Below are 26,982 nucleotides of genomic sequence, written 5' to 3' on the forward strand. Positions count from 1 at the left end.
GTCATTCCTCGTTATTCCGCGGCCTCAAGGCCGTCGCTTCCCAGTGCTGGCAACTGCATTTCAAACACCGCGCCGCCGTGTTGGCCGTTGCGCGCAGTCAGCCGTCCCCCATGGTCGTTCACGATCCCCGACGAGATGGCAAGCCCCAGGCCCACCCCGTCTCCGGGCTGTTTGGTGGTATAAAACGGCTCGAACAGGTTCTCGATATCCTCGATCCCATGCCCGTTGTCGCGTACCGTCAGGACAGCCGTGTCACCCGCCGCCAGGATGATTTCCACATCCGGCTCTGCCACTGATTTGGTGGCGTCCAGCGCATTGCGCAAGAGGTTGACCATAACCTGCTCGATCCGCATCCGGTCCCCCATCACCACCACCGGTTCTTCCGGCAGGATCTGGGTGATCTTTACATGGCGCTGACGCAACTGCGGTTCCATCATCGACAAGGCCGAGGCCAGCGCTTCGCCAAGATTTACAGGTGAAAACGCATCTGCCCCCTTGCGCGCGTAAGATTTTAGCTGCCGCGTAATCGCCCCCATCCGCTCGATCAGACCATCGATGCGACCGAAACTTGCCAACGCTTCTTCCGGCCGGTTTCGACGCAACAGCAGACGGGCGCCGGCCAAATAGGTTTTCATTGCAGCCAGAGGTTGATTCAGCTCGTGACTGACCGCCGCTGACATCTCACCCAGAGCTGCAAGTTTCGAGCTTTGGGCAAGGGTCTGTTCGGCCAAATCCAACGTCTTTTCAACCCGTTCGCGTTCAGCGATTTCCCGCTGTAGCCTGGCGTTCAATGCGCGAAGCTCTGCCGACTCGCGCTGAAACAGGGTCATGCGCAGCGTCGCCCTTCGGCTCAGCGCGTAGAACGCCAGCGCCAGAAGAATCGCAAAGCCCATGATCTCGAGCGCCAGAACGCTGTTCACTTTCTCGCGGATCGAGGCATAGGTCGTGAAAGATGTCATTTGCCAGCCGCGGAACGGGATGCGCGTCTCCAGACGCATCACGGCCTCGCCTTGCAGGTAGGCGTCAGGTGGCAAAGCGGTCCAATCGGTGGTCGCGCGAATGGCCCGCTGGATCGCCCCTTGCGGCGGTTGACGCAGCAGGGCCGCCCCCTCATCCAGACCCCGCCAGCGCGGTTCGGTGGACAGAATGATGGTCCCGGTGCTGTCAGTGACCATCACCGCATCCGAAATACCGGCCCATGCCTGTTCAAACTTTTGCAGATCAACTTCGACAACGATCACGCCCAGTATTTCCGCACTGTTTTCAAGCCGGCGCGAATAGACAAAGCTGTATCCGCCGGATTCCTTGGGAATAACGGAAAAGATCGTCGCATTTGACCGGATCGCGTCCACAAAATACGGAATATTCCTGTGCGCCTCGCCCAGCCTGTTCCGATCCGTCGCCGCAACCGTTCGCCCATCACCATCCAACAGCATCAACGACGCCGCACCGATTTCCTCAACGAACGAAATCAAACGCTGCGTCGATAACGAATAGTCTCTGGATTGCAGCGCCGAAATCAGTGTCGGGTCCCGCGCCAGCAACTGGGGCACGATCGAGTTGCGGCGCAGTTCGCTCAGCAAATTGCCCGAATACAGCGCAAGGCGCAGCTCGGCCCGGTTGCGGGTGGATTCGGTGAACCTGTCGGTCAACAAGCGGTTGGTGATCCAAACCGTTGCGATTGTTGCCACCATCAATACAATAACAGCCAGCCGCAGCCGCCACCCCAACGGGGCGCCGCGAAACGGTTTCAGCAGCTTTGACCAGCCTGATCGCACGTCCGAGTTCATGATCAGACGTTACGCGCGGGCGCGCGTGACCTCAAGTCACGCCGCTTCAAACACACCTGACAATGCGCGGAACAGCGCCGCCCCGTCGGTGCCGCCTTGCCCTTGATCGGCCGCACGCTCGGGATGCGGCATCATACCCAGAACACGACGGTTTTCGGAAAGGATCCCCGCGATATCACCGACTGATCCGTTGGGGTTCTCGGTATAGGTGAATGCGATCCTGTCCTGATCTCTCAACGCCGCCAGCGTTGCGTCATCCGCGAAATAGTTGCCGTCGTGATGCGCGATCGGAATACCGATCACATCGCCTGCGTTATAGCCACCGGTAAACACGCTGTCGCTGGTTTCGACTTTCAGGCCCACAGTCTTGCAAATGTATTTCAGCCCGGCATTGCGCAGCAGCGCCCCCGGCAGGATACCTGTTTCCGTCAGAACCTGAAATCCGTTGCAGATCCCGACCGCATAACCGCCGCGTTCAGTGTGGTTGACCACGGCCTTGCAGATCGGCGACTGCGCAGCGATTGCACCGCACCGCAGATAGTCACCGTAAGAAAACCCGCCCGGAACACCCACGATATCAATACCGTCCGGCAGCGCCGCATCTTTGTGCCAGACCATGTCGACCTGAAAACCAGCCTGCTCAAAGGCGACCGCGAGGTCTCGGTCACAATTTGATCCGGGGAAAACGATTACGGCTGCGCGCATGGCGGGCCCTCCTACGAGACAAAATCGGTGACGACCGCAACGCCCGGAGGGGTTGGGTGGTCAAAGGCGGCAAGCTCGGCGCTCACCTGGTTGAGAGATATTTTTCGCGTAACCAACGGGCTCAGGTCAATTCCACCCCCCGCGATCAGCGACAACAAAGACGGATAGCGCCAGCTTGGCATTCCGCGTGTGCCAAAGACGGAAAGCTGGTCAGAGTAAAGCACATCCATCGGCAACGCCATCTGGGTGTGATCTCCGGCAGGCATCCCGATCTGCACCATGCGCCCCATTTTGCGCAGGGAACGCATCGCGGAAACGGTCGTAGCTTCGACGCCAAGCGCCTCGATCGCAACATGGGCGCCGCCACCGGTGATTTCCTTCACCACCTTAGGCGCATCGCAGGTTGCCGCATTGACCACCGCGTCAGCGCCCAGAGTCTGGGCATAGTTCAGTTTGTCATCCGTGATGTCGACAATTACCACACGTGCGCCAAGCGCCTTGCCCAGCAGCAAAGTGGAAATCCCGACACCGCCGCCGCCGAAGACGGCAATCCATTCACCACCCTGAACCTGTGCCCGACCGACCAATGCCTGCCACGCTGTCGTCACGCGGCAACCCAACGCGGCCGCGATGTCCGGCGCGATGCTGTCCGGCAAGGATGTCAGGTTCGCGTCGGCATGGGCCACCGCGACATATTCTGCAAAAGCGCCGTCACAGGTGAACCCCGGCACAACCTGATCCGCGCAGATCGTCTGATGACCCTGCGCACAATCCGGACACCGGCCACAGGCCAGAATGAAAGGAGCAATCACCCGATCCCCGACACGCCACCGGGTGACGCGCGCGCCGACGGAAACAACCTCGCCGCAATATTCATGACCGGGGGTCATGGGCAGGATGACATCCGGGTCCGAACCAGACCACGCGTGCCAGTCAGACCGGCACACGCCGCAGGCCAGCACCCGCACGACCACGCCGTCATCCGCAGGTGCGGGATCCGGGATCGTCGTTACCTCAAGCGGCTGACGGTAAGTGATCAGACGCGCGGCCCGCATTCCGTCAGACCAGTTCGATCTCGTAGCGTTCGATAACCGTGTTGGCCAAAAGCTTTTCGCACATCTCGGTCACATCTGCTTCGGTCGCGCCGTCGGCCAGTTCAAGGTCGATCACCTTGCCCTGCCGCACACCTTCGACCTGATCAAAGCCCATTGCGCCCAATGCGTGCCGAACCGCTTCGCCCTGCGGGTCCAGCACCCCGTTCTTGAGCATCACATGAACCCGTGCTTTCATTTTGGCAACTCCACCTGCGGGCCGCAATCCGGGACCCATTTCGTTGCGCGGGGGATAGCGCGCCAAATGGCTTTCGACAACCCTGTTTGCAAAGCAGTTTGCCGCAGCAATCCAACTATTCGCCTTCATTGACCAATCCCGGATAATGCGCATCAATCGCATGGAACGTGCCAGTCAGAACCATCTCGACCGCGACGGCGACCAGCAGGATGGCCATGATCCGGGTCAGGACGTTGATCATTGTCTCACCCAACAGGCGCGAGATCTGATCTGCGAACAACAATCCCAGCCCCACGATCGCACAGGCAATCAGGATCGCCGAACCCAGCGTCACGATTTCGGCACCGTTCGACAGTTGGTGCGAAAAAACGATCGTGATGGCAATCGTGCCCGGCCCGATGGTCAAAGGTATCGCCAGCGGTACGACGGCAAAATTCAGTTTCCGCTCGTGCCCGTCGTCCATCGCGGCCTGATCGCCCGGCGGCCGGTCCTCGGCCTTCAACATCGACATCCCGATTCCGAAGATGATGATCCCTCCGGCTATCCGGAAAGCCGGCACATCAATGCCAAAAACCCCAAGCACCTCTTCCCCGATCACAACAGCGGTCAGTGCAATGACGGTAACCGAGATCATGACAACAACCGCAACATGCCGCCGTTCTGCCGCGGTGCAGTTTTTCGTCATGCTCAGAAAAATCGGGATGTTGTAAAGCGGATTGAAGATTGCAAGCACGGCGGCCAGAAACTTCAGAAATACTGTCTGATCAAACAGTTCCGCCATTTGACACCCATCCTGAACCTTTTGTGCCTGCCCGAGGCAAACATGCTGGGGAAACGGGAAACTGTCAATTTCAACCGCGAACGAAAAAACGCCGCAAACACGGTTGCGGCGCTTTGGCAAACTTGTGGTCCGGCTGTTCCTAGTTGATCAGCGTCGGCTTGGTGACATTGTTGCTGGGCAGGACACCCAGACGGCGTGCAACTTCGGAATAGGCGTCGGTCAAACTGCCCAAATCACGGCGGAACACGTCCTTGTCCAGTTTCTGGCCGGTTTCGATATCCCACAGGCGGCAGCTGTCCGGGCTGATCTCGTCAGCAACAATCAGTCGCTGATAATCGCCTTCAAACACGCGGCCGATCTCGATCTTGAAGTCGACCAGACGAATGCCCACCGCCAGCATCACACCGCTCATGAAATCGTTCACGCGCAAGGCAAGGCTGAGGATATCGTCCATGTCCTGCTGGCTGGCCCAGCCAAACGCGGCGATATGTTCTTCGGTGACCAGCGGATCACCCAGCGAATCGTCCTTGTAGCAATACTCGACAATCGGGCGCGGCAGCTGCGTGCCCTCTGCAATGCCCAAGCGCTTGGACATCGATCCGGCGGCATAGTTGCGCACGATCACTTCCAGCGGAACGATTTCGCAGTTGCGAACCAGCTGTTCACGCATGTTCAGGCGGCGAATGAAGTGGTTCGGAATGCCGATCTGGGTCAGGCCGGTCATGAAGAATTCCGACAGACGGTTGTTGAGCACACCCTTGCCGTCGATCACGTCCTTCTTTTCCGCGTTGAAGGCGGTGGCGTCATCCTTGAAATACTGGACGATGGTGCCCGGTTCGGGGCCTTCGTACAGAATCTTGGCCTTGCCTTCGTAGATTTTCTTGCGACGCGCCATAAGCGACCTTTCCACTCTGCACAGAGGGATTGAGTCCCCTCACGTTGGCGTCCTCATAGTCCAAGCACCCATTTCCCGCAAGTTCATGTACCCGAGAGGCTTTGACGCAGCGCAAATCCCTTGCGCATGGGACGTCGTATAGTCATATCATCAGGAAAGAAGACATAACCCAAGAGGTCCTTGCCCTATGACGACGTTCGACGAACGCGAAAACGCCTTTGAAGCCAAGTTTGCCCATGATGAAGAGATGCAGTTCAAGGCACAAGCCCGCTGCAACAAGCTTTTGGGTCTTTGGGCTGCTGAAAAACTGGGTAAATCCGGTGCCGACGCCGAAGAATATGCAAAGACGGTCGTGATTTCCGACTTCGAGGAAGCCGGGCACGAAGATGTCGTTCGCAAGGTTTCGGGTGACCTGGGCAACCTGTCCTCGGTCGAGGAAATCCGCGCAAAAATGGCCGAGCTTCTGCCGGAAGCCAAGGCACAGGTTCTGAGCGAGACCAACTGAGCCCAGGGCGTCCGACTCATGATCTTCATGAGTTTTATGAATTTGATTTGACGCCTTGGTCATGAGACACGGGGCGTCTCTTTTTTTTAACGGCGTTTTGCGCCTTTTCCTGGAACAACCCTATGACAAACGCGCTGAGCAAGCTTCTGGAATCCAATGACGCCATTCTGGCCGATGGTGCCACGGGAACGAATCTGTTCAACATGGGCCTGCAATCTGGTGACGCTCCCGAACTCTGGAACGTGGATGCCCCGGACAAGATCCGGGCTCTGTATCAGGGGTCGGTTGATGCAGGCAGCGATCTGTTCCTGACCAACACGTTCGGCGGCACAGCGGCACGGCTGAAACTGCATGACGCGCACAACCGCGTGGGCGAGCTTAACCGCATCGGCGCCGAGCTGGGGCGCGAAATCGCCGACAAGGCGGGACGACCTGTCGTCGTTGCAGGATCGGTCGGCCCGACTGGTGAAATCATGGAACCGGTCGGCAGCCTGTCGCACGCGGAAGCCGTGGAAATGTTCCACGAACAGGCGGAAGCGCTGAAAGAAGGTGGGGTGGATGTTCTGTGGGTGGAAACCATCAGCGCCCCGGAAGAGTTTCGCGCCGCCGCCGAAGCCTTTGCCCTGGCCGACATGCCCTGGTGCGGCACAATGAGCTTTGACACGGCCGGACGCACGATGATGGGTGTCACCTCGGCCGATCTGGCACAACTGGTCGAAACCCTGCCGAATCCTCCCATCGCTTTCGGTGCGAATTGCGGCACCGGCGCATCCGACATTCTGCGCACCGTACTGGGATTTGCCGCGCAAGGGACTGAACGCCCGCTGATTTCGAAGGGCAATGCAGGCATTCCGAAATATGTGGATGGTCACATCCATTATGACGGCACGCCCGAACTGATGGGGCAGTATGCCGCCATGGCGCGGGATGCCGGCGCGACCATCATTGGCGGGTGCTGCGGAACCATGCCCGACCACCTGCGCAAGATGCGTGAGGCGCTGGATACCACACCTCGTGGCGAACGCCCGACACTCGATCAGATCACTGATACGCTGGGTCCGTTCACATCCGCCTCGGACGGGACGGACGATGATGCGGCACCGGATCGCCGCACACGCCGCCGCCGCCGCGCATGATGCCAGCCTGATCAGCGCCCTTCGAATTTCGGAGGGCGTTTTTCCATGAAGGCCACAACACCTTCGGCAAAGTCCCGCGAACGGCCACATTCGCCTTGCAGGTGCGCCTCGGTCGCAAGCTGCTGTTGCAGGGTGTTTTCATACGTTCCGCGAATGGATTGCTTGATTGCGCCATAGGCGGCCGTGGGGCCTTTTGCCAGATACTCTGCCCTCTTGCGCCAATGATCGGCGAAGGCGTCATCCGGCACGGCTTCCCAGATCATGCCCCATTCATCCGCCTGCTTTGCGGTGATCTTGTCGGCAAACAAGGCCGCGCCCATTGCTTTGGCCAACCCCATCTGGCGGGGCATGAACCATGTCCCCCCGGCATCGGGAAGCAGACCGATACGGGCAAATGCCTGTAGGAAATAGGCGCTTTCGGTGGCAATCACCACATCTGCACAAAGGGCAAGGTTCGCGCCTGCCCCGGCCGCCGGTCCGTTCACCGCGGCAATCGTGGGCACCGGGCAATTGTGGATCGTCTCCAGCATCGGTTCATATTCATCGCGCAGCGACCGTTCCAGATCGATCTTGCCGGTTGAAGACGCATCGCCCAGATCCTGCCCGGAACAAAACGCAGGGCCCGAACCGGTGATGACGACACAGCGCGCCTTGACCGCTGCATCTTTCATCGCATGCGTAATCTCTGCCCGCATCTGGGTGGTCAGCGCGTTCATCTTGTCCGGCCTGTTCAGCGTCAGAACTGCCAGACCATCTGCAATCTCCAGAGCAACCGTTTCGTAATTCATGAAAACCCTCCCGTCGCGCCATGTGTTTTTGCACACTTACTGGCCCGGACGGGACGGGAAAAGCAGAACCACGCGTCAGTCTTCAAGAATTTGACGCAGACGTTCTTTTTCGTCCTCACTCAACGCGGCAGAGTCCACTGACGCACGGGCCTTGGCCCGGGTACGGAGAAAGTTCAACCCAACCGCGGCAGCGATCAACAGCATGATTGGCCCGGCCAGCCACAAAAACAGGTTCGAGCCGCTGGCAGTCGGTTTCAGAAGTACGTATTCGCCATACCGATCAACGATAAACGCGATCGCCTGTTCATCCGTATCCCCAGCCACCAGCCGTTCCCGCAACAACACACGCAGATCGCGCGCGAGATCCGCGTTGCTTTCGTCGATGCTCTCATTGCGGCACACAAGGCAACGCAGTCCGGCGCTGAGATCCCGCGCACGCTGTTCCAGAACCGGATCATCCAGAACCTCGTCAGGCTGCACCGCAAAGACAGGGGTTGCGAACATCATCACAATCAGAACAATGCGTTTCATTCCGCAGGTACTCCGCCGACCGGGGTTTTTCTTGCGCCTGCGGCCACGCGGAAGCGCCTGTCACACAGGCTCAGGACACCGCCAAGCGCCATCAGGATACAGCCGCCCCAGATCCAGTTTGCCAGCGGCTTGATATAGGTTCGCATAACCCAGCCACCATCTGCCTGTTGATCGCCGATCACGACGTAAAGGTCCCCGAGGAAACGATAATCGATCGCCGCTTCGGTCGTGGGCATCCGCGCAACGGGGTAGTCCCGTTTTTCCGGGTGCAATGTCCCGATCGGACGGCCATTCTTTTCAACCAGAACATCCGCCGTAGTCGAAAAATAGTTCGGCCCCTCGACCCGACGGACATCTTGCAGCGTCAGCGTGAACTGTCCCACTTCGAAAGGTTGGTTGGGTTGGGCGACACGAATATCCTCGTCCTCCCACGCAGTCAGGCCTGCAATGGCAAAGATGGTAACACCCAGCCCGGTATGAGCAACGGCTTTACCCCAATCCGCCCCAGGCAGACGGAACAAGCGTTTCAGGCTGCCATTGCGCCCCGTACGGCTCCACAGATCAACGATCGCGCAAAATGTAATCCACGCCCCAAGGAATAGACCCACCGGCCCCAAAGCGCTGCGGCCGGTCTGCATCGCCCAAACCAACAGGGCAATCGCCAAGGCGAGACCAAAGGCATAGCGCAGCGACCAGGCCGTTTTTCCAATCCGCCCGCGTTTCCACGGCAACATGGCCCCGATGGGAAGGATCAATCCCAGCAAAACCATGAATGGGGAGAATGCAGCGTTGAAAAACGGCGCTCCGACCGAGAGTTTGCGATCAAACATCATCTCGGCCACCATCGGCCACATGGTACCGACAAAGACCACGAAACAACTGACCGCCAGCAGGACGTTGTTTACGATTAGCGCGCTTTCGCGGCTGACCATGCCGAAAACACCCTTGGCCTCCATCGCCTGCGCCCGCGCGGCAAACAAAGTCAGCGCCCCGCCGATGAAAACCACCAGAATGAACAGGATGAACACCCCGCGTTCCGGGTCATTGGCAAAGGCGTGAACCGAGGTCAGCAGCCCCGAACGAACGATGAATGTTCCGATCAGCGAAAACCCGAAGGCAATGATTGCCAGCAGGATGGTCCAGCTTTTCAGCGCCTCGCGCTTTTCAACAACAATTGCCGAATGCAGCAGCGCTGCCGCCAGGAGCCACGGCATGAAAGAAGCGTTCTCAACCGGATCCCAGAACCAGAAGCCGCCCCAGCCTAGTTCATAATAGGCCCACCAGGACCCCAAGGCGATGCCGATGGTCAGAAAGACCCAGGCCGCCAGCGTCCATGGGCGAACCCAGCGCCCCCAAGCCGCATCGATACGCCCTTCGATCAGCGCGGCGATGGCAAAACTGAACGCCATGCTCAGCCCCACATAGCCGAGATACAGAAACGGCGGGTGGAAGGCCAAACCGGGATCCTGCAGCAACGGGTTCAAGTCCCGCCCGTCAAACGGCGCAATTGCCAGCCGGTCAAACGGGTTCGAGGTAAACAGAATGAAAGCAAAAAATGCCACGGCAATGGCAGATTGAACCGCAAGCACACGCGCCTTCAGGCTTGGGGGCAACCCGCCCCCAAAGAACGCCGCCATCGCTCCGAACAGCGTGACAATCAGCACCCAAAGCAACATCGATCCTTCGTGGTTTCCCCACGTCCCGCTGATCTTGTAGATCATCGGCTTGGCCGAATGACTGTTTTCGACCACGATCCGCAGCGAAAAGTCCGACACGATGAATGCCCAGATCAGCGCACCGAAGGAAAATGCAGTCAGCAGAAACTGGACGATGGCAGCAGGCTCGGCAAAAGCCATCCAGCCGGTCCAGTTTTTTGACGCACCGATCAGAGGCACCACGCTTTGCACGATGGCGACGAAAAAGGCGAGGATGAGGGCGAAGTGGCCAAGCTCTGTAATCATGCCCCGGAATATACTGCGAGGCTGAACCGGGGGCCATTAACTTTCGCACGATCCGGGGGCACATAGTGTCGCGGGTCAAAGCCCCCGAAGCTTGCGCCAATCGGTCAATGCTGGATTCGCATCAGGACGCGAGGCGTTCTGTATCAGGTTGCCATCAGGGCCGGGGTCGGCGACGCCCGGGCTGTCGCTGCGCATGGCCCGTACTGTTTCTATGTTCCCCATGACCGTCGGCAACCGCTGCATGGCTGCGCCTATATCCCGCTGAAAATCCTGCATTTTGCTCTGATGGCGCGCGCCAAAATAGAAAGACACAATCACGCCCAGCAACCACCAAAGAGGTTCCGGCACCAGCGCAATGCCCTGCATGCGTTCAGCGAACCACAGCGGATCCACCATCGCGGCAACAAACAATCCCAGCGTTCCTAGTGCCAACGCCGGTCGCGGCAACCGGTTCACGCCATCCATAACGCGGTCGAACAGGCCTTTTTGAGGAACCACGAACTCTCGGCCGAACTGCGTCATTGCCTGACTTTGCAACTCTGTCGCGCGCTCGGCACGGGACTCGGCGTTTTCCCGGTATATTTCAACCGTCTCACGCACAGCGTTGCGACCGCCCCCAAACAGCAGCGCCAATACCCCCGAGATCAACCCCATGCCGCAACCCTTTCCTTGAATTCACTTTCCGTCAGACGATAGCGTGGCGACAGAAACTCTTCGGCCCGTTTGATCCAGCCTCCTTTGCCACCGGATCGGGTGCGCGCGTATTTTCTGGATGCCGGGCGTTTGTCGGCCAGCCGAAAGTAATAGTTCCGCCGCGCCACGCCATACGCATCGCGCAACGCGTTGGGGTCTGGTTGGGCCGCGTCTTCGCACGCCTGTGCCGTTTGCGCGCCGATCACGCCATCTGCCACGACGTCAAACCCCATATCACGCAAAAGCCGTTGCAGGATTATTGCTGCTTGCGCACCGGCATTGACGTACATGTCGAAGACAGGGGCATGCAGAACATCCGGCAACAGCGCGATGCGTGGCTTTTCAAAGTAGTGCTGAACAAAGATGTCGACCGCCTCGCGCTGAGTAAGCGCCCGGACATCCGCCACGTCAACCAGCCCATCCCCGGTCAGGTCCAATCCAAGCCGGCGCATCGTATGGATGGTGACACCGAATTTGGTTGCCCCGCCCGGATCGTCCGGGTCATTCACGTACCCGCCTTCCCGACGCACAATTTCATTGGCAATCTGCCGAACCGTTTGCATAGCGCCCTCATTTCGTTGAATGGCGCTGACGATCCCGAAAAAGAATTAACAAGCCTGAACGACCGAGGGCGCTGCCTGCATCCCGCGCGCAACGCCCTCAACACAAATGTGGGTCAGGTCAGCTTTCTTCAGCCTCTTTGTACACGCCCTGCTCTTTCAACGCGTCCACGACTTCCTTCGGCATATAGGTTTCGTCATGTTTGGCAAGAATTTCCGTGGCTTCGAACACGCCGTTCACGTAACGTCCGGTGCCGACCATGCCCTGATTTTCCGAAAACAAATCAGGCAGAACCCCGGTGAAAGAAACCTTGACGCTTTCGCCGCCGTCGGTGACGACAAAATGTACGGTTTCGCCCTGCCCGCGGATGATCGAACCTTCTTCGACCAGGCCGCCAATCCGAAAGACCTCGGTCGGCTTGGGTGGTTCGGCAATCACCTGGCTTGGCGAGCGGAAAAAGTTGATCCCGTCGCGCATGGCATAGCCAATCAACGCCGTCGATGCCACCAAGGCAACGACAGCTACCAGAATGACTTGTACTCGGCGACGTTTCTTGAGCGTTTTCATACCGTCCTCACGGGAATAACGGTGCCATCATCAGGCCCCGGGTTTCAATCTCACCTAACATCAGATTGGCGTTCTGCAAGGCTTGGCCACTGCTACCTTTTGTCAGGTTATCCAGCGCCGCGATCACGATCGCACGCCGTTCGATCCGATCTACCACAACTCCGATATGACAGAAGTTGGACCCGCGCACATGGTGGGTCGATGGTGTCTCGCCCATCGGCAGCATCTGAATGAAAGGCTCATCCGCATAAGCCTTTGCAAGCGTTTCATAGATGCTCAGCGGGTCACCTTTTACGTAGGTCGTGGCCAGAATGCCCCGGTTTGCAGGGATCAGGTGCGGAGTGAACTGCACATGAACCGTACGCCCGGCCAGCTTGGAAAACTCCTGATCGAACTCGCCCAGATGCCTGTGGGTCCCGCCGACGGCATAGGCGTTGGTGCCCTCGCTCAGTTCGGCGTGCAGCAGGTTTTCCTTCAGCGACCGCCCTGCCCCGGATACAGCACATTTCAGATCCAGCACGATATCGTCCAGATCAATCACCCCGGCAGAAACAAGCGGCCGCAGAACGTATTGACCGGTTGCCGCGTTGCACCCCGTACCCGCCACCAGCCGTGCGCCCCGGATTTCGTCGCGATAGAACTCGGTCAGGCCATAAACGGCCTCTTCCTGCTGCTCGAGCGCGGTATGCGGGTTTCCGTACCACTTTTCATATTCATCCGGGTCAGTCAGCCGGAAGTCAGCAGACAGATCGATGATCTTCAGATCCTTGGGCAGTGCACTGATCACTTCCTGGCTGGTCTTGTGCGGAAGGGCACAAAAACACAGATCGATCCGGGAAAAATCGATCTCGGAAATCTTGCACAGATCCGGCAGGTCCATGTGGCGCAGATGCGGGAAAACCTGCGCCATGGTCATCCCCGCCTTGCGTTCCGCGGCCAGCGCGGCGATTTCCATGTTAGGGTGTTCGGCGATCAGCCGCACCAGTTCCGCACCGGTATAACCCGAAGCGCCCAGAATTGCGATTTTATGGGTCATGTCAGACCTCTTCTCAACGTGTGTCACATGTTACGACCGCCGATGCGACGGTCTTGAAATAATGAAAGCAGAGCGGCCGCGTCCTTGACCGAAGTCAGGCAGCCTCGAATGTGATTTGTCGTCGGAGGAACTGTGTCGCCCGATCGCTCACCACATTGGGTTTCCCCGTCGTCAGGAACCCTCCCGGGCCACTACCCAGCATGTTGGGGTGGCGATGCAGATAATCCGCAAGGCTTTCCGCGACCAACTCCCCCTGGCTATAGACCTGCACGTCAGGTCCCAATGCCGCCTGAAACACGTCAGCCATTAGCGGGTAATGCGTACAGCCCAGAATGGCCGCCTGCGGTTCAGGCATCTTGCGCTTGAGGGCTTCCACATGGCTGCGCACCAGCGCCTCGGCCAGGATCATGTCACCGTCTTCAATGGCATCCACGACTCCACCACATGCCTGCGCCTCGACATCCACACCAATTGCCCGGAACGCCAGCTCGCGCTGAAAGGCCCGGCTGGATACAGTGGCGGGCGTGGCGAACAAGGCGACATGCTTGACCGCCACTTCGCGTGGTGGGGAATTGTCGCCCCATTGCCGTTCGGTCAGGGCTTCGATCAAGGGAACAAAGACACCAAGCACACGTTTGCCTTCGGGCACGCCCTCTTCCTGCATCCGGCGCAGCGCCGCCGCGCTGGCTGTGTTGCAGGCCAGAATCACCAAGTTGCAGCCGCGATCCCAAAGGTCCTGCACGGCCTTTCGGGTCAGCTGATAGATGTCCTCGGCATCGCGCACACCGTATGGGGCATGCGCGCTGTCCGCGTAATACAGGAAATCAACGTCAGACAGTCGTGTCTGCGCGGCGCTCAGGACGGTAAGACCGCCCAATCCGGAATCAAAGATACCTACTGCCATTAGCCCCTTCAGGCGCGATGCCGTTCCTCAAATTCATAGCCATAGTCATAAGACTTCAGCGGTGTCGGAGACAGCTCATACGTCGCTTTGCGCAGGAAATCCATCATCTTGCGCGTATCCTTGCCCAGCGGATCCAGAATGTCGCGCCCGATAGGCGTGCCAATCACCACTTTGACCGGAGTATCGACACGTTTTTTGAATTCCTTGATCAGCAACCCCATGCGCAGGGTGTTGTGCATATGGCTAGCAATCTGAAACAGACGTGACGTGTGCCCGTCGAAGAACACCGGAACGACAGTGGCGTTGGATTTCGCCACCATTCGGGCCGTGAAACCGCGCCAACCCGGATCCATAGGATGGGCAAACGGATTAACGCCGGTGCTGACCGTACCCCCAGGGAAAATCCCGATCGCGCCGCCATCGCCAAGGTAATTCAATGCAGTCTTCCGCGTATCCAGGTTCAGTTTCACCGCTTCTTTCGTTTCATCAAACGAAACAGGCAAAACGATACGGTTCAGGTCTTCAGCCTTGCGGAAAACGCGATTTGCGAGAATTCGGAAATCACCACGGGTCTGAGACAATATATGCCCCATCATCAGCCCATCCAGAATTCCATATGGATGGTTTGCAATCAGGATAAGCGGACCTTCCTTGGGGATATTCGCCAGCGCGCCACCAACGACATCCAAGGTCAATCCATAGCGATCGACCATGACCGACCAAAAATCCCGACCCTTTGCGACTTCTTTTTCGTATCCGTCCGCCCGTTTGATCAGACGCAACCGTCCCGTGGTGTTCTCCATCAGCCTGATGACCAACCGCCCCCCCTTGGTTTCGGCGGAATGCGCATACGAGATCTCACGAACGACATGACGACGAGAAGACATGAAGGGCTCCGTTTTGCTGCCCGCAAAATAAGTACAAGCAACAGGTTTGACCAGCTATCGTGACACCCTTGTGACGAATTACTCTGCCGCAGCTTGCAATTCAGGCCCACCGCTGCGGATGACGGCCAGCAGCTCTTCTCGCCGTTTCGCAGCCTTGGCCTCATTTTCCCGCAGTACCGGCCCAAATCCGCGGATATCCAGCGGCAAACGAGCCAGGGCAGCAATCGCATCACGGGTGTCCTGCGACACCAAGGGCAGTACCTCGCGCATGTCCTTTTCATACTGTCGGATCAGGGCGCGCTCCATCTTGCGTTCGGATGAATATCCAAAAATGTCCAGTGGTGTGCCGCGCAATGCCTTGAGTTTGGTCAACAGCTTCAATGCAGTCAGGATGGATTCGCTGAACGCGCGCTTTTTCGGCCTGCCATTGCTACCCGATCCGCCGAATATCGGCGGGGCAAGGTGAAAGGTCATCTTGAAGTCACCATCAAACTCGGCCGCCGCTTTTTCCCGACTGGTCAGCAGAAGACGTGCAACCTCGTATTCGTCCTTGTATGACAACAGCTTGTGATACCCTTTCGCCACCGCTTCGCGCACATATGCGTCCTCGACACTGTCCACCAGCTTGCGGTACCGCCTGGCCAGCCGGGCGCTTTGATATTCCGTCAGGTGCTGTGCGCGAAAAGCGATGATTTGGTCCAGTGTCTTGGGCATCTCGGCCACGGTCGGCGCAAGGATGGATTGCACGTCTTCCGGGTGCAGAACCGCCCAACGTCCGATATCAAACGCACGTTTGTTGCGTTCGACCGCCGTGCCGTTCAATTCGATGGCCTCAAAGATCGCCTGATGGCTGACCGGCAACAGCCCGCGCTGCCAGGTCGCGCCAAAGATCATCATGTTGGAATAGATTGAATCCCCCATCACCGCGCGCGCCAGTTCGGTCGCATCAAACAGCGAGACATCTTCTTTCAGCCGCGCTTGCAGGGCCAGTTCCAGCTGATCCGCCGGAATGCGGAACTCGGTATCACGCGTGAAGTCGCCCGTCACCGTTTCATGGCTGTTCACGACGGCCCCCGTACGTCCGGTGCGCGTCAGGCCCAACGTCTTTGCGCCGGCCGAGACCACCAGATCGCCACCGATCAGCGCGTGGGCCTCGCCAGTGGCGACGCGAATCGCGCTGATGTCCTCGGGGCGGTTGGCCAATCTACAGTGGATGTGGACTGCGCCGCCTTTTTGCGCCAGCCCCGCCATTTCCATCATGCCCGCGCCTTTTCCGTCGATCTGCGCCGCCTGCGCAAGGATAGCGCCAATGGTGACGACACCAGTACCGCCGACGCCGGTAATCACGACGTTGTGCGTGCCGGTGATCTTCGGCAGATCTGGTGTTGGCAAATCTGGCAGATCAATTTCGGTCGTCGCCTCTTTGCGAATTTTCGCGCCCTCAAGCGTCACGAATGACGGGCAGAAACCGTTCAAGCACGAGTAATCCTTGTTGCAGCTCGATTGATCAATGGCCCGCTTGCGGCCCAGCTCGGTCTGTTTGGGAACGATCGACACGCAGTTTGACTGTACACCGCAATCGCCGCAGCCTTCGCAGACATCGGTGTTGATGAACACACGCTTGTCGGGATCGGGGAATGTGCCGCGCTTGCGGCGGCGGCGCTTTTCGGCAGCGCAGGTTTGTACGTAGACGATGACCGATACGCCCTCGATCTCGCGAAACTTCTCCTGCACCTGCATGAGATCGGCACGCTCGTATGTCTGAACGCTGGCGGGTAGAGCCTTGAAGTTGACGTCCTCTTTTTCATCGTAAACCACGGCTACCTCTCGGACACCCATTGCCTTGACCTCGGCAACGATCCGTTCGGCGGTCAGGTCGCCTTCATTGTCCTGCCCGCCGGTCATGGCAACCGCGTCGTTGAACAATATCTTGAAGGTGATGTTCGTTCCTGCGGACAATGCAGCCCGGATCGCCTGAACGCCCGAATGGTTGTACGTGCCATCGCCAAGGTTCTGGAACACGTGCTTGGTCGTCGAAAACGGAGCCTCGCCGATCCAGTTGGCGCCTTCCCCTCCCATCTGAGTGAAACCGGTCGTCTCTCGATCCATCCATTGAACCATGTAGTGACAGCCAATACCGGCATAGGCGCGGCTGCCTTCCGGTACCCTTGTCGAGCTGTTATGCGGGCAGCCAGAACAGAAATACGGAAGCCGCGTGGCTATTTCCTGTGCGTTGTCGGCCCGGCGCGCTTCTGACAAAGACGCCAGCCCGGCCCGGATACCATCGGTCTCGCGCCCCTCTTCAATCAGGATCTCGCCCAGCTTTTCAGCGATCATGATCGGGTCAAGCGCACCGCGCGTCGGGAACAGTTCTTCGCGGTGCAGTGTCCCGGCACCGCCTTTGTACCAGCCATAGACCCGGCGTCCGCGCCGGTCGTCAAAGATGGCCTCTTTGACCTGAACCTCGATCAGCTTGCGCTTTTCCTCGACGATCACGATCAGGTCCAGCCCCTCGGCCCAATCGTGGAATCCGACCATATCCAGCGGGAAAGTCTGCCCCACCTTGTATGTGGTAATCCCCAGACGCTCGGCCTCGGCTTCGTTGATATTCAGAAGCGAAAGCGCATGTGTCAGGTCCAGCCAGTTCTTGCCCGCCGCGACAAAACCGATCTTGGCGCCGGGTTTGCCCCACATCCGCCTGTCCAGCTTGTTGGCGTGTGAAAACGTTTCGGCCGCGAACCTTTTGTAATCGATGACACGCGTTTCCTGCAGATGCGGCGTGTCGCCCAACCGGATGTTCAACCCACCTTCCGGCATGTCGAATTCTGGGATGACCATTTGCATCCGGTCCGGACTTCCATCCACGACCGAGGTGACTTCGATCGTGTCCTTCATCGTCTTCAGGCCCACCCAGACCCCCGCAAAACGGCTGAGTGCAAATCCGTAAATTCCATAATCAAGGATTTCCTGAACGCCAGCGGGGCTGACGATCGGCATGTACATGTCGACCAGCGACCATTCCGACTGATGCAGCACCGTCGAGCTTTCGCCGGTATGGTCATCGCCCATCGCCATGAGCACACCGCCATGTTTGGCTGTCCCTGCCATGTTTGCGTGGCGCATGACGTCACCGGACCGGTCAACGCCCGGCCCCTTGCCATACCAAAGCCCGAAGACCCCATCGAATTTGCCGTCGCCGCGCAGGCCCGCCTGCTGGCTGCCCCAAAGCGCGGTGGCCGCCAGGTCTTCGTTCAAACCGAATTGAAACGTGATATCGCTTTCGGCCAGTGGCTTTTGGGCCCGCATCATTTGCTGATCCACTGCCCCCAAAGGCGACCCGCGGTATCCGGTGACCAATCCCGCGGTGTTAAGGCCCGCTTGCCGGTCTCTGGCCTTTTGCATCAGCATCAAGCGCACAAGCGCCTGCGTTCCATTCAGAAGAACCGGGTTTTTCTCAAGATCGAACCGGTCGTTCAGCGTTATCTGTGGCTGGCTCATCAGACGTCTCCCCTCGTCAGATCAGTGTGCTATACTTGGACTTATTTTAGGTCATAATTTCTGACCTGTATAGAATTTATCCACTGATATGTAACGATTTCGTCCATTGAATGTAGAACTTGTCACCTATTTCATATAGGGCTTCTGAAAGATAACGAAAGTTGCGGTAATGGATTGGGACAAGCTTAGAATATTTCATGCGGTGGCCGATGCGGGCAGCCTTACGCACGCCGGAGACAAGCTGAACCTGTCTCAATCCGCCGTAAGCCGACAGATCCGCGCATTGGAAGAGTCTCTGGATGCCACTCTGTTCCACCGTCACGCGCGGGGGCTGATTCTCACCGAACAGGGCGAGTTGTTGTTTGACGCCACATCTGCCATGTCGAAACGGCTGGATGCCGCAGCCGCGCGTATTCGGGACAGCGAGGAAGAAGTCTTCGGTGTTTTGCGGGTCACGACGACCTTCGGCTTTGGTACACTCTGGCTGGCACCGCGCTTGCCGAAACTGTATGAGCAATACCCTGACCTGAACATCGACCTGATGCTTGAAGAACGCGTTCTGGATCTTCCGATGCGCGAAGCGGACGTCGCCATCCGCATGAAAGAGCCAAGCCAGGCCGACCTGGTGCGCAAGCGCCTTATGACCGTTCAGATGATGTTGTATGCAACCCAGGATTATATCGAAAACCACGGCGGCATGTTGCAGTCCCTGGAAGAGATCAAGGACCACCGTCTGATTTGTCAGACCCCTGCGGCGCCGCAGGTTGGCGCCAGTGCCGCCATGGTGCGCCACCTGATGACCTATAATCCCGGCTCTTTGCTGACTGTGAACAACTATTTTGGCGTGCTTCAGGGCGTTTTGCACAATCTGGGCATCGGTGTTCTGCCCGATTACGTCACACAGGATTTTCCGCACCTCGTGCCCATCCTGTCAGACATAGAAACCGCAGATGTTCCGGTTTATCTGGCTTACCCGGAAGAATTACGGCATTCAAAACGCGTTGGAGCGTTTCGCGATTTCGTGCAGGACGAAATCATCGCACAGCGTAAACAACTGAAACAGATGGGAAAACTGTAGCTATGCGCAAATAGCATAACGGACATGAAGTGTTCACAGGGTTAATTGTCTTGAACGTTCACTAACTGACCCCTAAATGAGCACTCGAAGGCGGTGATGCTGAAACGCTCATCATCTTCATACCTCCCTGTTGGACTACGGCCGAGCTTATAGCTCGGCCTTTTTTTTGGCTGGACCCTGCATTAAGTCAGCGAAAGCTCTGGGAAAAATACACGCATAGGCATATGATCCTCAAAAAACGATACAATTTCGTGTTTGAGGGAAAATACATGTTCCACCCACTCCGTCTGGTTTTGGCGCTCGTCTCCGCGTTATTCATGGCAGTGCCACTATATGCACAGGACTCCGGTTCAACTTCTACAGTGACCATCCCGGAAGACCTGACACCCGAGCAGGTCGACGATCTTGTTGCTCGCATGTCCGATGATCAGGTTCGCGCAATTCTGTTGGAACGCCTTGATGCCGTGGCGGAAAAACAAGCCGCCGAAAAAGCAAACGTAGAAGACCCGTTGACCGAGATAGGCGAGATCTGGGCTGAAATGGTCGCGTCTTGGACACATGTCCTGACCACGCTTCCCAACATAGTGACGGCGCAGATTACCGCGTTCAGCAATTTTAGCGATACGTTCGGATCGACCGGTGTCTTTACACTTATAGGGCTTGTCCTCTCTGTGCTTGTTGTCGGGTTCATTGCGGAAAAGCTGTTCATTTTCCTGACCCGACGCTGGCATGAAGCAACCGAAGCCGCGGACGAGGCCGACCTTTGGGGCGCCGTCAGATACCTGTTTCGCCGGTTCTGCCGCGAAATCGCCGGGCTGATCATTTTCTATGTCGTGATCCGCGCGGTTGGCCGCGGTCTTCTGACGACGGAACAGATCACCTATGCTGCACCGTTTGTATTCTATCTCATCTGGGTGCCGCGATTGGGTGCAGCAGCGTCCCGGTTTGTTCTGGCGCCGGAGAAGCCGCAATTTCGGTTGGTCAATATCGACGACCACTGGGCAAAGTACCTGCACCGTAACCTGATCGGTCTGTTGATCCTGATCGGGTTCACGCTGTTCGTCGTTCGGTTCAACGCACTCAATGGCGTCACGGGTGACGATACCCGCATTGGCTTCTGGCTGAACGCGGCAATTCACGTCTATATCGCCGCAATCGCCTGGACCGCGCGTGAAGGTCTGTCGCAGATGATGCTGGGGACAGACCCGGATCACACGAAATTCGATGAAGAAGTTGCACATTATTACCCCTATTTTGCCATCGGCGTTTCGGTGGCAATCTGGCTGCTGGTCGAGTTCCTGGTCGCGCAGCGTGATCCGGCAACATTGAGATTGCTGACCAGCGGCGCGCATTTCACGACGATGTTCTGGTTGTTGATTGCACCTGCGCTGGATACGCTGATCCGCGGTCTTGTGCGGCATTTGCAACCGCCAATGTCGGGCGAAGGCCCTCTTGCTGAACGCGCCTACCGTTCCGCGAAACGCAGCTACATCCGGATTGGTCGCGTTATCGCCGGCTTGGTCGTAGTTTTCATGATTGCACGCGTATGGCATCTTGACCTGCGCAATGTCGCTTCGGCCGGTGTCGGTGCCGAAGTCGGCGGTGCCGTGATCGAATTCCTGCTGATCATCGCCGTTGGCTATATCCTAAACGAGGTCGTCTCGCTCTGGATCAACCGCCGATTGGCCAAGGAACAGACTGCGGCCGAGGCGCTGGACGAAGAAGCAGGCGGTGAAGGCGGCGGTGTCGGCGGCTCTCGTCTGGCGACGGTTCTGCCCCTGATGCGGATCACGGCCCAGATTACGATTGCCGTGATTTTTGGCCTGCTGGCGCTGGGCGCATTGGGCATCAATATAACACCGCTTTTGGCCGGTGCCGGTGTTCTGGGACTGGCGATCGGTTTTGGTGCGCAGAAGCTGGTTGCTGATATCGTGGGCGGGGTTTTCTTCCTGATCGACGATGCCTTCCGCGTCGGAGAATATGTCGATGTCGGCGGCACGATGGGCACTGTCGAGAAAATCTCGGTTCGCTCGATGCAGTTGCGTCACCATCGCGGCCCTGTACACACGATACCCTACGGTGAGATTCAGAAGCTGACAAATTTCAGCCGCGACTGGGTGATCATGAAGCTGAAATTCACCGTGCCGTTCGACACCGATCCCAACAAGGTCAAGAAGATCTTCAAGAAGATCGGTGCTGAGATGATGGAGGACGAGACCCACAAGGATGGCTTCCTGCAACCGTTCAAGTCGCAAGGTGTGTTCGATTTTGACGATGTCGGCATGATCATCCGCGGCAAGTTCATGGCCAAGCCCGGCAAGCAGTTCACACTGCGCAAGGAGATCTTCAACCGGGTCAAGGCGGCCTTCAAGGAAAACGGCATCGACTTTGCCCGCCGCGAGGTGCGCGTTGCAATTCCGGGTCTGGACGACAATGAAAACCTGACCCCGGAACAGAAGACAGCTGTTGGTGCCGCAGCCGCAGCGCAGCTCAACAAGGATCAGGGATCGGCGTAAGCTTCGCGGTCCACGCCAGCTGCATGCACCCATTTTGGGACGCATTCATCCGGAACCGGCAGTGATGCCGGTTCCGTTTTTCTTTGAAAGACGCAACCTGCGCCGTCTTGACCCTTTCCACACGCGCGCGCTTGCCCTACAAGGCGCGCAATCTCGGCCCACTTGGACACAGGACAGAAGATGCAAGAGCCCGCCATCACACCCGATCTGATTGCCGCACACGGGCTCAAGCCCGAGGAATATGACATGATCCTCGAGATCATCGGGCGTGAACCTACTTTCACCGAGCTCGGCATTTTCTCGGCCATGTGGAACGAGCACTGTTCCTACAAATCTTCGAAGAAATGGCTGCGCACCCTGCCCACCTCTGGGCCCCAGGTGATCTGCGGACCCGGTGAAAACGCAGGCGTGGTGGACATTGGCGACGGTCAGGCCGTGGTCTTCAAGATGGAAAGCCACAACCACCCGTCTTACATCGAACCCTATCAGGGTGCGGCGACCGGCGTGGGGGGCATCCTGCGCGACGTCTTTACCATGGGCGCGCGTCCCATTGCGTCCATGAACGCATTGTCTTTTGGCGAACCCGGCCATCACAAGACCCGTCAACTGGTCAACGGCGTGGTCGAGGGCATCGGTGGCTATGGCAACTGCTTCGGTGTGCCTTGCGTCGGTGGCGAAGTGCGCTTTCACCCCGCATACAATGGCAACTGCCTTGTTAACGCCTTTGCCGCTGGTCTGGCCGACAGCGACAAGATTTTCTACTCGGCCGCGTCGGGCGTGGGTATGCCCGTCGTCTATCTGGGCGCAAAAACCGGGCGTGATGGTGTGGGTGGTGCAACCATGGCATCCGCCGAATTCGACGACACAATCGAAGAAAAGCGTCCCACCGTTCAGGTCGGCGACCCCTTCACTGAAAAACGCCTGATGGAGGCGACGCTGGAACTGATGCAGACCGGTGCGGTGATCTCGATCCAGGACATGGGCGCGGCGGGCCTGACCTGCTCGGCCGTTGAAATGGGTGACAAGGGTGGCCTTGGCGTGCGCCTTGATCTGGAAAACGTTCCTCAGCGCGAAGAAAACATGACAGCCTATGAAATGATGCTGTCCGAATCTCAGGAGCGTATGCTGATGGTCCTCAAGCCCGAGCTTGAGGCCGAGGCCCGCGCCGTGTTCGAAAAATGGGATCTTGATTTCGCGATCGTTGGCGAAACCATTGCCGAAGACCGCTTTCTGATCATGCATAACGGTGAAGTCAAAGCCGATCTGGTTCTGTCCAAACTGTCTTCTACCGCGCCGGAATACGACCGCCCATGGGAGCCTACGCCACAGGCAGAGGAACTGGCCGAAGTGCCCCAGATCGACCCGATTGACGGGCTGCGCGCCCTGCTCGCTTCGCCCAACTACGCAGGCAAACAGTGGGTCTATGAACAGTACGACACCATGGTGATGGCGGATTCCGTCCGCACGCCGGGTCTGGGTGCGGGCATGGTCCGCGTCCACGGGACCGACAAGGTGCTTGCCTTCACATCCGACGTGACCCCGCGCTATGTGCGCGCAAACCCTATTGAGGGCGGCAAACAAGCCGTGGCCGAAGCCTATCGCAACCTGACCGCCGTCGGAGCCAAGCCGCTGGCCACAACCGACAACCTGAACTTCGGCAATCCTGAAAAGCCCGAGATCATGGGCCAGTTTGTCGGTGCCATACAGGGCATCGGCGCCGCAGTCGGCGCCTTGGATATGCCGATCGTGTCGGGTAACGTCTCGCTGTACAATGAGACTGACGGACAGGCCATTCTGCCGACCCCCACCATTGGCGCAGTCGGCCTGTTGCAGCACTCGGACGAGATCATCGGCAACGAGGTGCGCGAAGGCCACGTTGCGCTTGTGATCGGTGAAACCAAGGGGCATCTGGGTCAATCCGCCCTTCTGGCCGAGGTGTTCAACCGCGAAGACGGCGACGCCCCGCATGTCGATCTGGATGCCGAAAAGCGCAACGGTGATTTCATCCGCGCCAACCGCGAGATGATCAAGGCCTGCACCGACGTCAGCGATGGCGGCATCGCTCTGGCTGCCTTCGAACTGGCAGAAGCCGCAGGCGTTGGCGTATGTCTTGACGACGCCCCGACTGAATTCCTGTTCGGTGAAGATCAGGCCCGCTATCTTGTTGCGTGCAATTTCGATCAGGCCGAGGCATTGATGATTGCGGCCGGTCAGGCCGGCGTTCCACTGAATGCGGTTGGTCGTTTCACCGGCGATACGGTGAAGATCGGCAGCTCGGAAGCCTCGCTTGATGAACTTGCCGCGATTTACCGCAACAGCTTTGCCGAGGCTGTCGCCTAACAACGCAACGCGAATGCCAATCGAAACCCGCGCTGTGATCCGGTGCGGGTTTGGTTGTTTTTGCATGTGCCAGTGCTCTTGCACGCCCGGTTCATGCGCTCTACATCTTGGGAAAGACCTTCTGGAGTTATCTACATGCCGATGAGCGCCCACGAAATCGAACACCTGCTGCGCGAAGCCTTTCCCGACGCCGAGATTCAGGTCGGCGGAAATGACGGTGTTCATATGTCTGCCATGGTGGTGGATGAAAGCTTTCGCGGCAAAAACCGGGTTCAGCAACAGCGCGCTGTTTACGCAGCTCTGAAGGGCAAGATGGACGGCCCGGACGGAGAATTGCACGCGCTGGCGCTCACCACCAAAGTGCCGGAATAAGCTTCTCGGCTTCTTTCGAGGCGAACATATGACTCTCCCGTTGGAGAAACGAACAGGAAACGCAAAATGACCGACGTAAAAACCCAGATCGACGAAACCGTCAAAGCCAATGACGTGGTGCTGTACATGAAAGGCACCAAGGAAATGCCGCAATGCGGGTTTTCCTCACGCGTGGCTGGCGTGCTGAACTACATGGGCGTTGAATACACCGACGTAAACGTGCTGGCCGACGAGGAAGTGCGTCAGGGGATCAAGGATTATTCCGACTGGCCGACCGTGCCGCAGCTGTATGTCAAAGGCGAATTCGTAGGCGGTTGCGACATCATCACCGAGATGACCCTTTCGGGTGAGCTGGACACGCTTTTTGATGAAAACGGTGTCGGCTACAACAAGGAAGCAGCCGACAAAATCCGCGAAGCAAACGCGTAATCCTGCTTATCGGCTGGAACAATTCTGATAAATAGCCTGCTCATTGGCGGCGCCTGCCGCCAAATAGCTGATTGTCGCGTTCCAACCTTTTGAGCGCAGGATATAGGTTCCTTCGGCTCCGAGAGATTCATAGCGGATGCCCGATCCGCTTTCGACCTGGCGCATCGCGACCAGAGTGTTGTCCACCATCGTCGCCGCCGCGCCTGAACCGTCGGGTGCGTTGAAATAGGTCACCGGCAACGGCACGCCGTTCTCGCAGGTAAAGGTGACAGACAGAATGTCGATTTCGGCGAGTGCGGATGTTGCCGGGAAAACAAGCAAAGCACCGCAGAAGAAATTGCGCAGATAGGTCATTGTGCCTTCTTCTCCTCGACGACGGAAGCCAGCGCTTCCGCACGTGCTGCCAGTTCGGCCAGCGTATCCGTGACGGATGGCGGCACCACCGCGACTTCAATACGTTCAGGTTCCGGCACGGGCGCATTTCTCAGCGATTGAAGCTCGGCCTCGGCCTCGGCCAGCCTGGCCTCCAGCGACTTGACCTTGTCTTCCGTTGCCGCCGTCTTGTCAGCCAGCAGCAGACCGGCCATCAGCAACATACGCGCTTCGGGCATCCGCCCAATCTGATCGGACAGAACCTGCGCTTCGTCATCCAGCATTTTGGCGGCCGCCTGCAGAAAGGGTTCTTCCCCGTCCCGGCAGGACACATCAAAACCCCGCCCGCCAATATGAATGGTTACCTCGGGCATTACTCTACCTCACCTTCTACAAGTTTTGCCTGCGACAGCAGAGGTTCCAACCGTGCCAACACGGCCTGCGCTTCGGCGGCGTCCGAAGCCTGCGCCGCACGCGTCGCCTCAAGCTCGGCAACGGTGGCGCGGTTCAGCAATTCAGCATCCGTCAGCCCTTCTGCGGCCGCGGAACGCAACTCTTCTACGGAATTCCGCAACTGCTCGTTCGCCTTGCGCAAACGTTGCAGATCGTCATCCAGCCGGGACATCGCAGCGCCATGGCTGGCCCGTTCGGCCCGCAGCATCTCAAGCTCGGCGCTCAGATCATCGACCCGTACCGTATCTTCAAGTTGTGCCTTGAGGCGGCTGTTTTCCGCCTCGACTTCTTTTGCCTGAGCAAGCAATTCACGCAATTGCTCAAGCTCGGCTTTCACCGCCGAAGGATCTTCGATGCCGTCAAGTTCGGCGCGCAGCCTTTCGTTCTCGGCCTTCAACGCATCCAGTTCGGCATTGTTGTCCAAGGCCGCCTTGGCCTCGGCCAGCTCGGCGCGGGCCGCTTCGACAGACGCGATTTTCGCCCGGGCTTCTTCCAGCTCTGCGCGCAGCGCATCCGCGTCGGCGGCACCCGCTGGTTCCGTGCGCAGCTCCTCCAGATCGGCACGCAGCGCGTCCACTTGTTTTTCGTGCTGCTCTTTCAGGGTCTTCAGTCGTTCCTGAAGCTGCGCATTGGCAACTCTTTCGTCTTCAAGTTCGGCCTGAAGCCTCTCACTTACCTCAGCATTCCGGGACGCACCGTCCAACCCTTCGACGCCCGCACTGATACGATCCATCGCAGCAATAATGCGGTGCTGTAGTTCCTCTAACTGGCTCATGCCCCTGTCACCTCTTTATCAAGGTTCATTCTGTCGCGAAGTGATCCGAATCAAAACCGAATCCCGCTTGCCGACAGTCTAACGGAATGCGACAGAAAATACCCACTGTTTGGTTTCAA

26 protein-coding genes are annotated in these 26,982 nt (G+C 58.1%); 7 read left to right on the top strand and 19 right to left on the bottom strand.

Annotated features, from left to right (window positions below; translation table 11 throughout):
* Positions 1 to 11: 11 nt before the first annotated feature.
* From GS611_RS04545 to purC, 6 genes are all read right to left on the bottom strand, one after another.
* Entirely contained in the window at positions 12 to 1,694 is a 1,683-nt protein-coding gene (locus GS611_RS04545; RefSeq protein ID WP_371732232.1) for an ATP-binding protein, read from the bottom strand.
* Between the two features lie 132 nt (positions 1,695 to 1,826).
* Complete coding sequence (purQ, locus tag GS611_RS04550; RefSeq protein WP_171632659.1) at positions 1,827 to 2,495, bottom strand: phosphoribosylformylglycinamidine synthase subunit PurQ; 669 nt, start codon at positions 2,493 to 2,495, stop codon at positions 1,827 to 1,829.
* Between the two features lie 11 nt (positions 2,496 to 2,506).
* Positions 2,507 to 3,550 carry a zinc-dependent alcohol dehydrogenase family protein gene (locus GS611_RS04555; RefSeq protein ID WP_171632663.1) on the bottom strand — a complete coding sequence of 348 codons (1,044 nt, stop codon included), beginning with the start codon at positions 3,548 to 3,550 and terminating at the stop codon, positions 2,507 to 2,509.
* A 4-nt stretch (positions 3,551 to 3,554) separates the two neighbouring features.
* Complete coding sequence (purS, locus tag GS611_RS04560) at positions 3,555 to 3,785, bottom strand: phosphoribosylformylglycinamidine synthase subunit PurS (protein ID WP_117872765.1); 231 nt, start codon at positions 3,783 to 3,785, stop codon at positions 3,555 to 3,557.
* Positions 3,786 to 3,900: 115 nt separating this feature from the next.
* Positions 3,901 to 4,566 (bottom strand): MarC family protein, encoded by a 666-nt coding sequence (locus GS611_RS04565; RefSeq protein WP_171632666.1) that lies wholly within the window; start codon positions 4,564 to 4,566, stop codon positions 3,901 to 3,903.
* Between the two features lie 139 nt (positions 4,567 to 4,705).
* Positions 4,706 to 5,461, bottom strand: coding sequence for a phosphoribosylaminoimidazolesuccinocarboxamide synthase (purC, locus tag GS611_RS04570; RefSeq protein ID WP_117869044.1), 756 nt, complete (start codon positions 5,459 to 5,461; stop codon positions 4,706 to 4,708).
* A 187-nt stretch (positions 5,462 to 5,648) separates the two neighbouring features.
* Here purC and GS611_RS04575 point away from each other — a divergent pair, with 187 nt between their 5' ends.
* Together GS611_RS04575 and bmt are read left to right on the top strand one after the other, a co-directional pair.
* Complete coding sequence (locus GS611_RS04575) at positions 5,649 to 5,966, top strand: DUF1476 domain-containing protein (RefSeq protein ID WP_171632670.1); 318 nt, start codon at positions 5,649 to 5,651, stop codon at positions 5,964 to 5,966.
* A gap of 122 nt (positions 5,967 to 6,088) precedes the next feature.
* Positions 6,089 to 7,102, top strand: a complete 1,014-nt coding sequence (bmt, locus tag GS611_RS04580) for a betaine--homocysteine S-methyltransferase (protein WP_171632672.1) — start codon at positions 6,089 to 6,091, stop codon at positions 7,100 to 7,102.
* A gap of 11 nt (positions 7,103 to 7,113) precedes the next feature.
* Here the strand turns inward: bmt and GS611_RS04585 are convergent, their stop codons facing one another.
* From GS611_RS04585 to GS611_RS04630, 10 genes are all read right to left on the bottom strand, one after another.
* Positions 7,114 to 7,890: an enoyl-CoA hydratase-related protein gene (locus GS611_RS04585; protein ID WP_171632676.1), complete on the bottom strand. Its 777-nt coding sequence runs from the start codon at positions 7,888 to 7,890 to the stop codon at positions 7,114 to 7,116.
* 75 nt (positions 7,891 to 7,965) lie between these two features.
* Complete coding sequence (locus tag GS611_RS04590) at positions 7,966 to 8,421, bottom strand: cytochrome c-type biogenesis protein (protein WP_171632679.1); 456 nt, start codon at positions 8,419 to 8,421, stop codon at positions 7,966 to 7,968.
* The gene (locus tag GS611_RS04595) at positions 8,418 to 10,382 is read right to left on the bottom strand and encodes a heme lyase CcmF/NrfE family subunit (protein WP_171632683.1); all 1,965 of its coding nucleotides are present in this window, start codon (positions 10,380 to 10,382) and stop codon (positions 8,418 to 8,420) included. The genes GS611_RS04590 and GS611_RS04595 overlap by 4 nt, the downstream gene beginning before the upstream one ends.
* 75 nt (positions 10,383 to 10,457) lie before the next feature.
* Positions 10,458 to 11,036 carry a holin family protein gene (locus tag GS611_RS04600; RefSeq protein WP_171632686.1) on the bottom strand — a complete coding sequence of 193 codons (579 nt, stop codon included), beginning with the start codon at positions 11,034 to 11,036 and terminating at the stop codon, positions 10,458 to 10,460.
* The gene (locus GS611_RS04605; RefSeq protein ID WP_171632690.1) at positions 11,027 to 11,638 is read right to left on the bottom strand and encodes a holin-associated N-acetylmuramidase; all 612 of its coding nucleotides are present in this window, start codon (positions 11,636 to 11,638) and stop codon (positions 11,027 to 11,029) included. The genes GS611_RS04600 and GS611_RS04605 overlap by 10 nt, the downstream gene beginning before the upstream one ends.
* Before the next feature lie 118 nt (positions 11,639 to 11,756).
* Positions 11,757 to 12,203, bottom strand: a complete 447-nt coding sequence (gene ccmE / locus GS611_RS04610; protein WP_171116077.1) for a cytochrome c maturation protein CcmE — start codon at positions 12,201 to 12,203, stop codon at positions 11,757 to 11,759.
* Positions 12,204 to 12,210: 7 nt separating this feature from the next.
* Positions 12,211 to 13,239, bottom strand: a complete 1,029-nt coding sequence (argC, locus tag GS611_RS04615; protein ID WP_171632692.1) for an N-acetyl-gamma-glutamyl-phosphate reductase — start codon at positions 13,237 to 13,239, stop codon at positions 12,211 to 12,213.
* 94 nt (positions 13,240 to 13,333) lie between these two features.
* Entirely contained in the window at positions 13,334 to 14,143 is an 810-nt protein-coding gene (locus tag GS611_RS04620; RefSeq protein WP_171632695.1) for a glutamate racemase, read from the bottom strand.
* Positions 14,144 to 14,151: 8 nt separating this feature from the next.
* A complete protein-coding gene (locus GS611_RS04625) occupies positions 14,152 to 15,030 on the bottom strand; it encodes a lysophospholipid acyltransferase family protein (protein WP_171632698.1) in 879 nt (292 codons plus the stop codon).
* Positions 15,031 to 15,108: 78 nt separating this feature from the next.
* Positions 15,109 to 18,528: an indolepyruvate ferredoxin oxidoreductase family protein gene (locus GS611_RS04630; RefSeq protein WP_171632700.1), complete on the bottom strand. Its 3,420-nt coding sequence runs from the start codon at positions 18,526 to 18,528 to the stop codon at positions 15,109 to 15,111.
* A 169-nt stretch (positions 18,529 to 18,697) separates the two neighbouring features.
* Here GS611_RS04630 and GS611_RS04635 point away from each other — a divergent pair, with 169 nt between their 5' ends.
* From GS611_RS04635 to grxD, 5 genes are all read left to right on the top strand, one after another.
* On the top strand, positions 18,698 to 19,606 hold the full coding sequence (locus GS611_RS04635) for a LysR family transcriptional regulator (RefSeq protein ID WP_171116088.1): 909 nt from the start codon (positions 18,698 to 18,700) through the stop codon (positions 19,604 to 19,606).
* A gap of 269 nt (positions 19,607 to 19,875) precedes the next feature.
* Positions 19,876 to 22,122, top strand: coding sequence for a mechanosensitive ion channel family protein (locus tag GS611_RS04640; RefSeq protein WP_171632702.1), 2,247 nt, complete (start codon positions 19,876 to 19,878; stop codon positions 22,120 to 22,122).
* Between the two features lie 180 nt (positions 22,123 to 22,302).
* On the top strand, positions 22,303 to 24,462 hold the full coding sequence (gene purL / locus GS611_RS04645; protein WP_171632705.1) for a phosphoribosylformylglycinamidine synthase subunit PurL: 2,160 nt from the start codon (positions 22,303 to 22,305) through the stop codon (positions 24,460 to 24,462).
* Positions 24,463 to 24,597: 135 nt separating this feature from the next.
* The gene (locus GS611_RS04650; protein ID WP_152457878.1) at positions 24,598 to 24,834 is read left to right on the top strand and encodes a BolA/IbaG family iron-sulfur metabolism protein; all 237 of its coding nucleotides are present in this window, start codon (positions 24,598 to 24,600) and stop codon (positions 24,832 to 24,834) included.
* 66 nt (positions 24,835 to 24,900) lie between these two features.
* Complete coding sequence (gene grxD / locus GS611_RS04655) at positions 24,901 to 25,263, top strand: Grx4 family monothiol glutaredoxin (RefSeq protein ID WP_171632707.1); 363 nt, start codon at positions 24,901 to 24,903, stop codon at positions 25,261 to 25,263.
* Positions 25,264 to 25,269: 6 nt separating this feature from the next.
* Here the strand turns inward: grxD and GS611_RS04660 are convergent, their stop codons facing one another.
* Genes GS611_RS04660 through GS611_RS04670 form a run of 3 tightly spaced genes read right to left on the bottom strand, consistent with a single transcriptional unit; the run spans position 25,270 to position 26,863 of the window.
* Positions 25,270 to 25,617, bottom strand: a complete 348-nt coding sequence (locus tag GS611_RS04660) for an MliC family protein (protein WP_171632710.1) — start codon at positions 25,615 to 25,617, stop codon at positions 25,270 to 25,272.
* Complete coding sequence (locus GS611_RS04665) at positions 25,614 to 26,009, bottom strand: cell division protein ZapA (RefSeq protein WP_171632712.1); 396 nt, start codon at positions 26,007 to 26,009, stop codon at positions 25,614 to 25,616. Before GS611_RS04665 ends, GS611_RS04660 begins: the two co-directional genes overlap by 4 nt.
* Complete coding sequence (locus GS611_RS04670; protein WP_171632715.1) at positions 26,009 to 26,863, bottom strand: hypothetical protein; 855 nt, start codon at positions 26,861 to 26,863, stop codon at positions 26,009 to 26,011. Before GS611_RS04670 ends, GS611_RS04665 begins: the two co-directional genes overlap by 1 nt.
* Positions 26,864 to 26,982: the final 119 nt, after the last annotated feature.

This window comes from Ruegeria sp. HKCCD6119, assembly GCF_013110585.1.
Lineage (GTDB): Bacteria > Pseudomonadota > Alphaproteobacteria > Rhodobacterales > Rhodobacteraceae > Ruegeria.

What these genes read in the sequence shown, in the direction of transcription:
- GS611_RS04545 (WP_371732232.1), bottom strand. Translation starts at nt 1,694, where the DNA reads ATGGTGGCAACAATCGCAACGGTTTGGATCACCAACCGCTTGTTGACC.
- purQ (WP_171632659.1), bottom strand. Translation starts at nt 2,495, where the DNA reads ATGCGCGCAGCCGTAATCGTTTTCCCCGGATCAAATTGTGACCGAGAC.
- GS611_RS04555 (WP_171632663.1), bottom strand. Translation starts at nt 3,550, where the DNA reads ATGCGGGCCGCGCGTCTGATCACTTACCGTCAGCCGCTTGAGGTAACG.
- purS (WP_117872765.1), bottom strand. Translation starts at nt 3,785, where the DNA reads ATGAAAGCACGGGTTCATGTGATGCTCAAGAACGGGGTGCTGGACCCG.
- GS611_RS04565 (WP_171632666.1), bottom strand. Translation starts at nt 4,566, where the DNA reads ATGGCGGAACTGTTTGATCAGACAGTATTTCTGAAGTTTCTGGCCGCC.
- purC (WP_117869044.1), bottom strand. Translation starts at nt 5,461, where the DNA reads ATGGCGCGTCGCAAGAAAATCTACGAAGGCAAGGCCAAGATTCTGTAC.
- GS611_RS04575 (WP_171632670.1), top strand. Translation starts at nt 5,649, where the DNA reads ATGACGACGTTCGACGAACGCGAAAACGCCTTTGAAGCCAAGTTTGCC.
- bmt (WP_171632672.1), top strand. Translation starts at nt 6,089, where the DNA reads ATGACAAACGCGCTGAGCAAGCTTCTGGAATCCAATGACGCCATTCTG.
- GS611_RS04585 (WP_171632676.1), bottom strand. Translation starts at nt 7,890, where the DNA reads ATGAATTACGAAACGGTTGCTCTGGAGATTGCAGATGGTCTGGCAGTT.
- GS611_RS04590 (WP_171632679.1), bottom strand. Translation starts at nt 8,421, where the DNA reads ATGAAACGCATTGTTCTGATTGTGATGATGTTCGCAACCCCTGTCTTT.
- GS611_RS04595 (WP_171632683.1), bottom strand. Translation starts at nt 10,382, where the DNA reads ATGATTACAGAGCTTGGCCACTTCGCCCTCATCCTCGCCTTTTTCGTC.
- GS611_RS04600 (WP_171632686.1), bottom strand. Translation starts at nt 11,036, where the DNA reads ATGGGGTTGATCTCGGGGGTATTGGCGCTGCTGTTTGGGGGCGGTCGC.
- GS611_RS04605 (WP_171632690.1), bottom strand. Translation starts at nt 11,638, where the DNA reads ATGCAAACGGTTCGGCAGATTGCCAATGAAATTGTGCGTCGGGAAGGC.
- ccmE (WP_171116077.1), bottom strand. Translation starts at nt 12,203, where the DNA reads ATGAAAACGCTCAAGAAACGTCGCCGAGTACAAGTCATTCTGGTAGCT.
- argC (WP_171632692.1), bottom strand. Translation starts at nt 13,239, where the DNA reads ATGACCCATAAAATCGCAATTCTGGGCGCTTCGGGTTATACCGGTGCG.
- GS611_RS04620 (WP_171632695.1), bottom strand. Translation starts at nt 14,143, where the DNA reads ATGGCAGTAGGTATCTTTGATTCCGGATTGGGCGGTCTTACCGTCCTG.
- GS611_RS04625 (WP_171632698.1), bottom strand. Translation starts at nt 15,030, where the DNA reads ATGTCTTCTCGTCGTCATGTCGTTCGTGAGATCTCGTATGCGCATTCC.
- GS611_RS04630 (WP_171632700.1), bottom strand. Translation starts at nt 18,528, where the DNA reads ATGAGCCAGCCACAGATAACGCTGAACGACCGGTTCGATCTTGAGAAA.
- GS611_RS04635 (WP_171116088.1), top strand. Translation starts at nt 18,698, where the DNA reads ATGGATTGGGACAAGCTTAGAATATTTCATGCGGTGGCCGATGCGGGC.
- GS611_RS04640 (WP_171632702.1), top strand. Translation starts at nt 19,876, where the DNA reads ATGTTCCACCCACTCCGTCTGGTTTTGGCGCTCGTCTCCGCGTTATTC.
- purL (WP_171632705.1), top strand. Translation starts at nt 22,303, where the DNA reads ATGCAAGAGCCCGCCATCACACCCGATCTGATTGCCGCACACGGGCTC.
- GS611_RS04650 (WP_152457878.1), top strand. Translation starts at nt 24,598, where the DNA reads ATGCCGATGAGCGCCCACGAAATCGAACACCTGCTGCGCGAAGCCTTT.
- grxD (WP_171632707.1), top strand. Translation starts at nt 24,901, where the DNA reads ATGACCGACGTAAAAACCCAGATCGACGAAACCGTCAAAGCCAATGAC.
- GS611_RS04660 (WP_171632710.1), bottom strand. Translation starts at nt 25,617, where the DNA reads ATGACCTATCTGCGCAATTTCTTCTGCGGTGCTTTGCTTGTTTTCCCG.
- GS611_RS04665 (WP_171632712.1), bottom strand. Translation starts at nt 26,009, where the DNA reads ATGCCCGAGGTAACCATTCATATTGGCGGGCGGGGTTTTGATGTGTCC.
- GS611_RS04670 (WP_171632715.1), bottom strand. Translation starts at nt 26,863, where the DNA reads ATGAGCCAGTTAGAGGAACTACAGCACCGCATTATTGCTGCGATGGAT.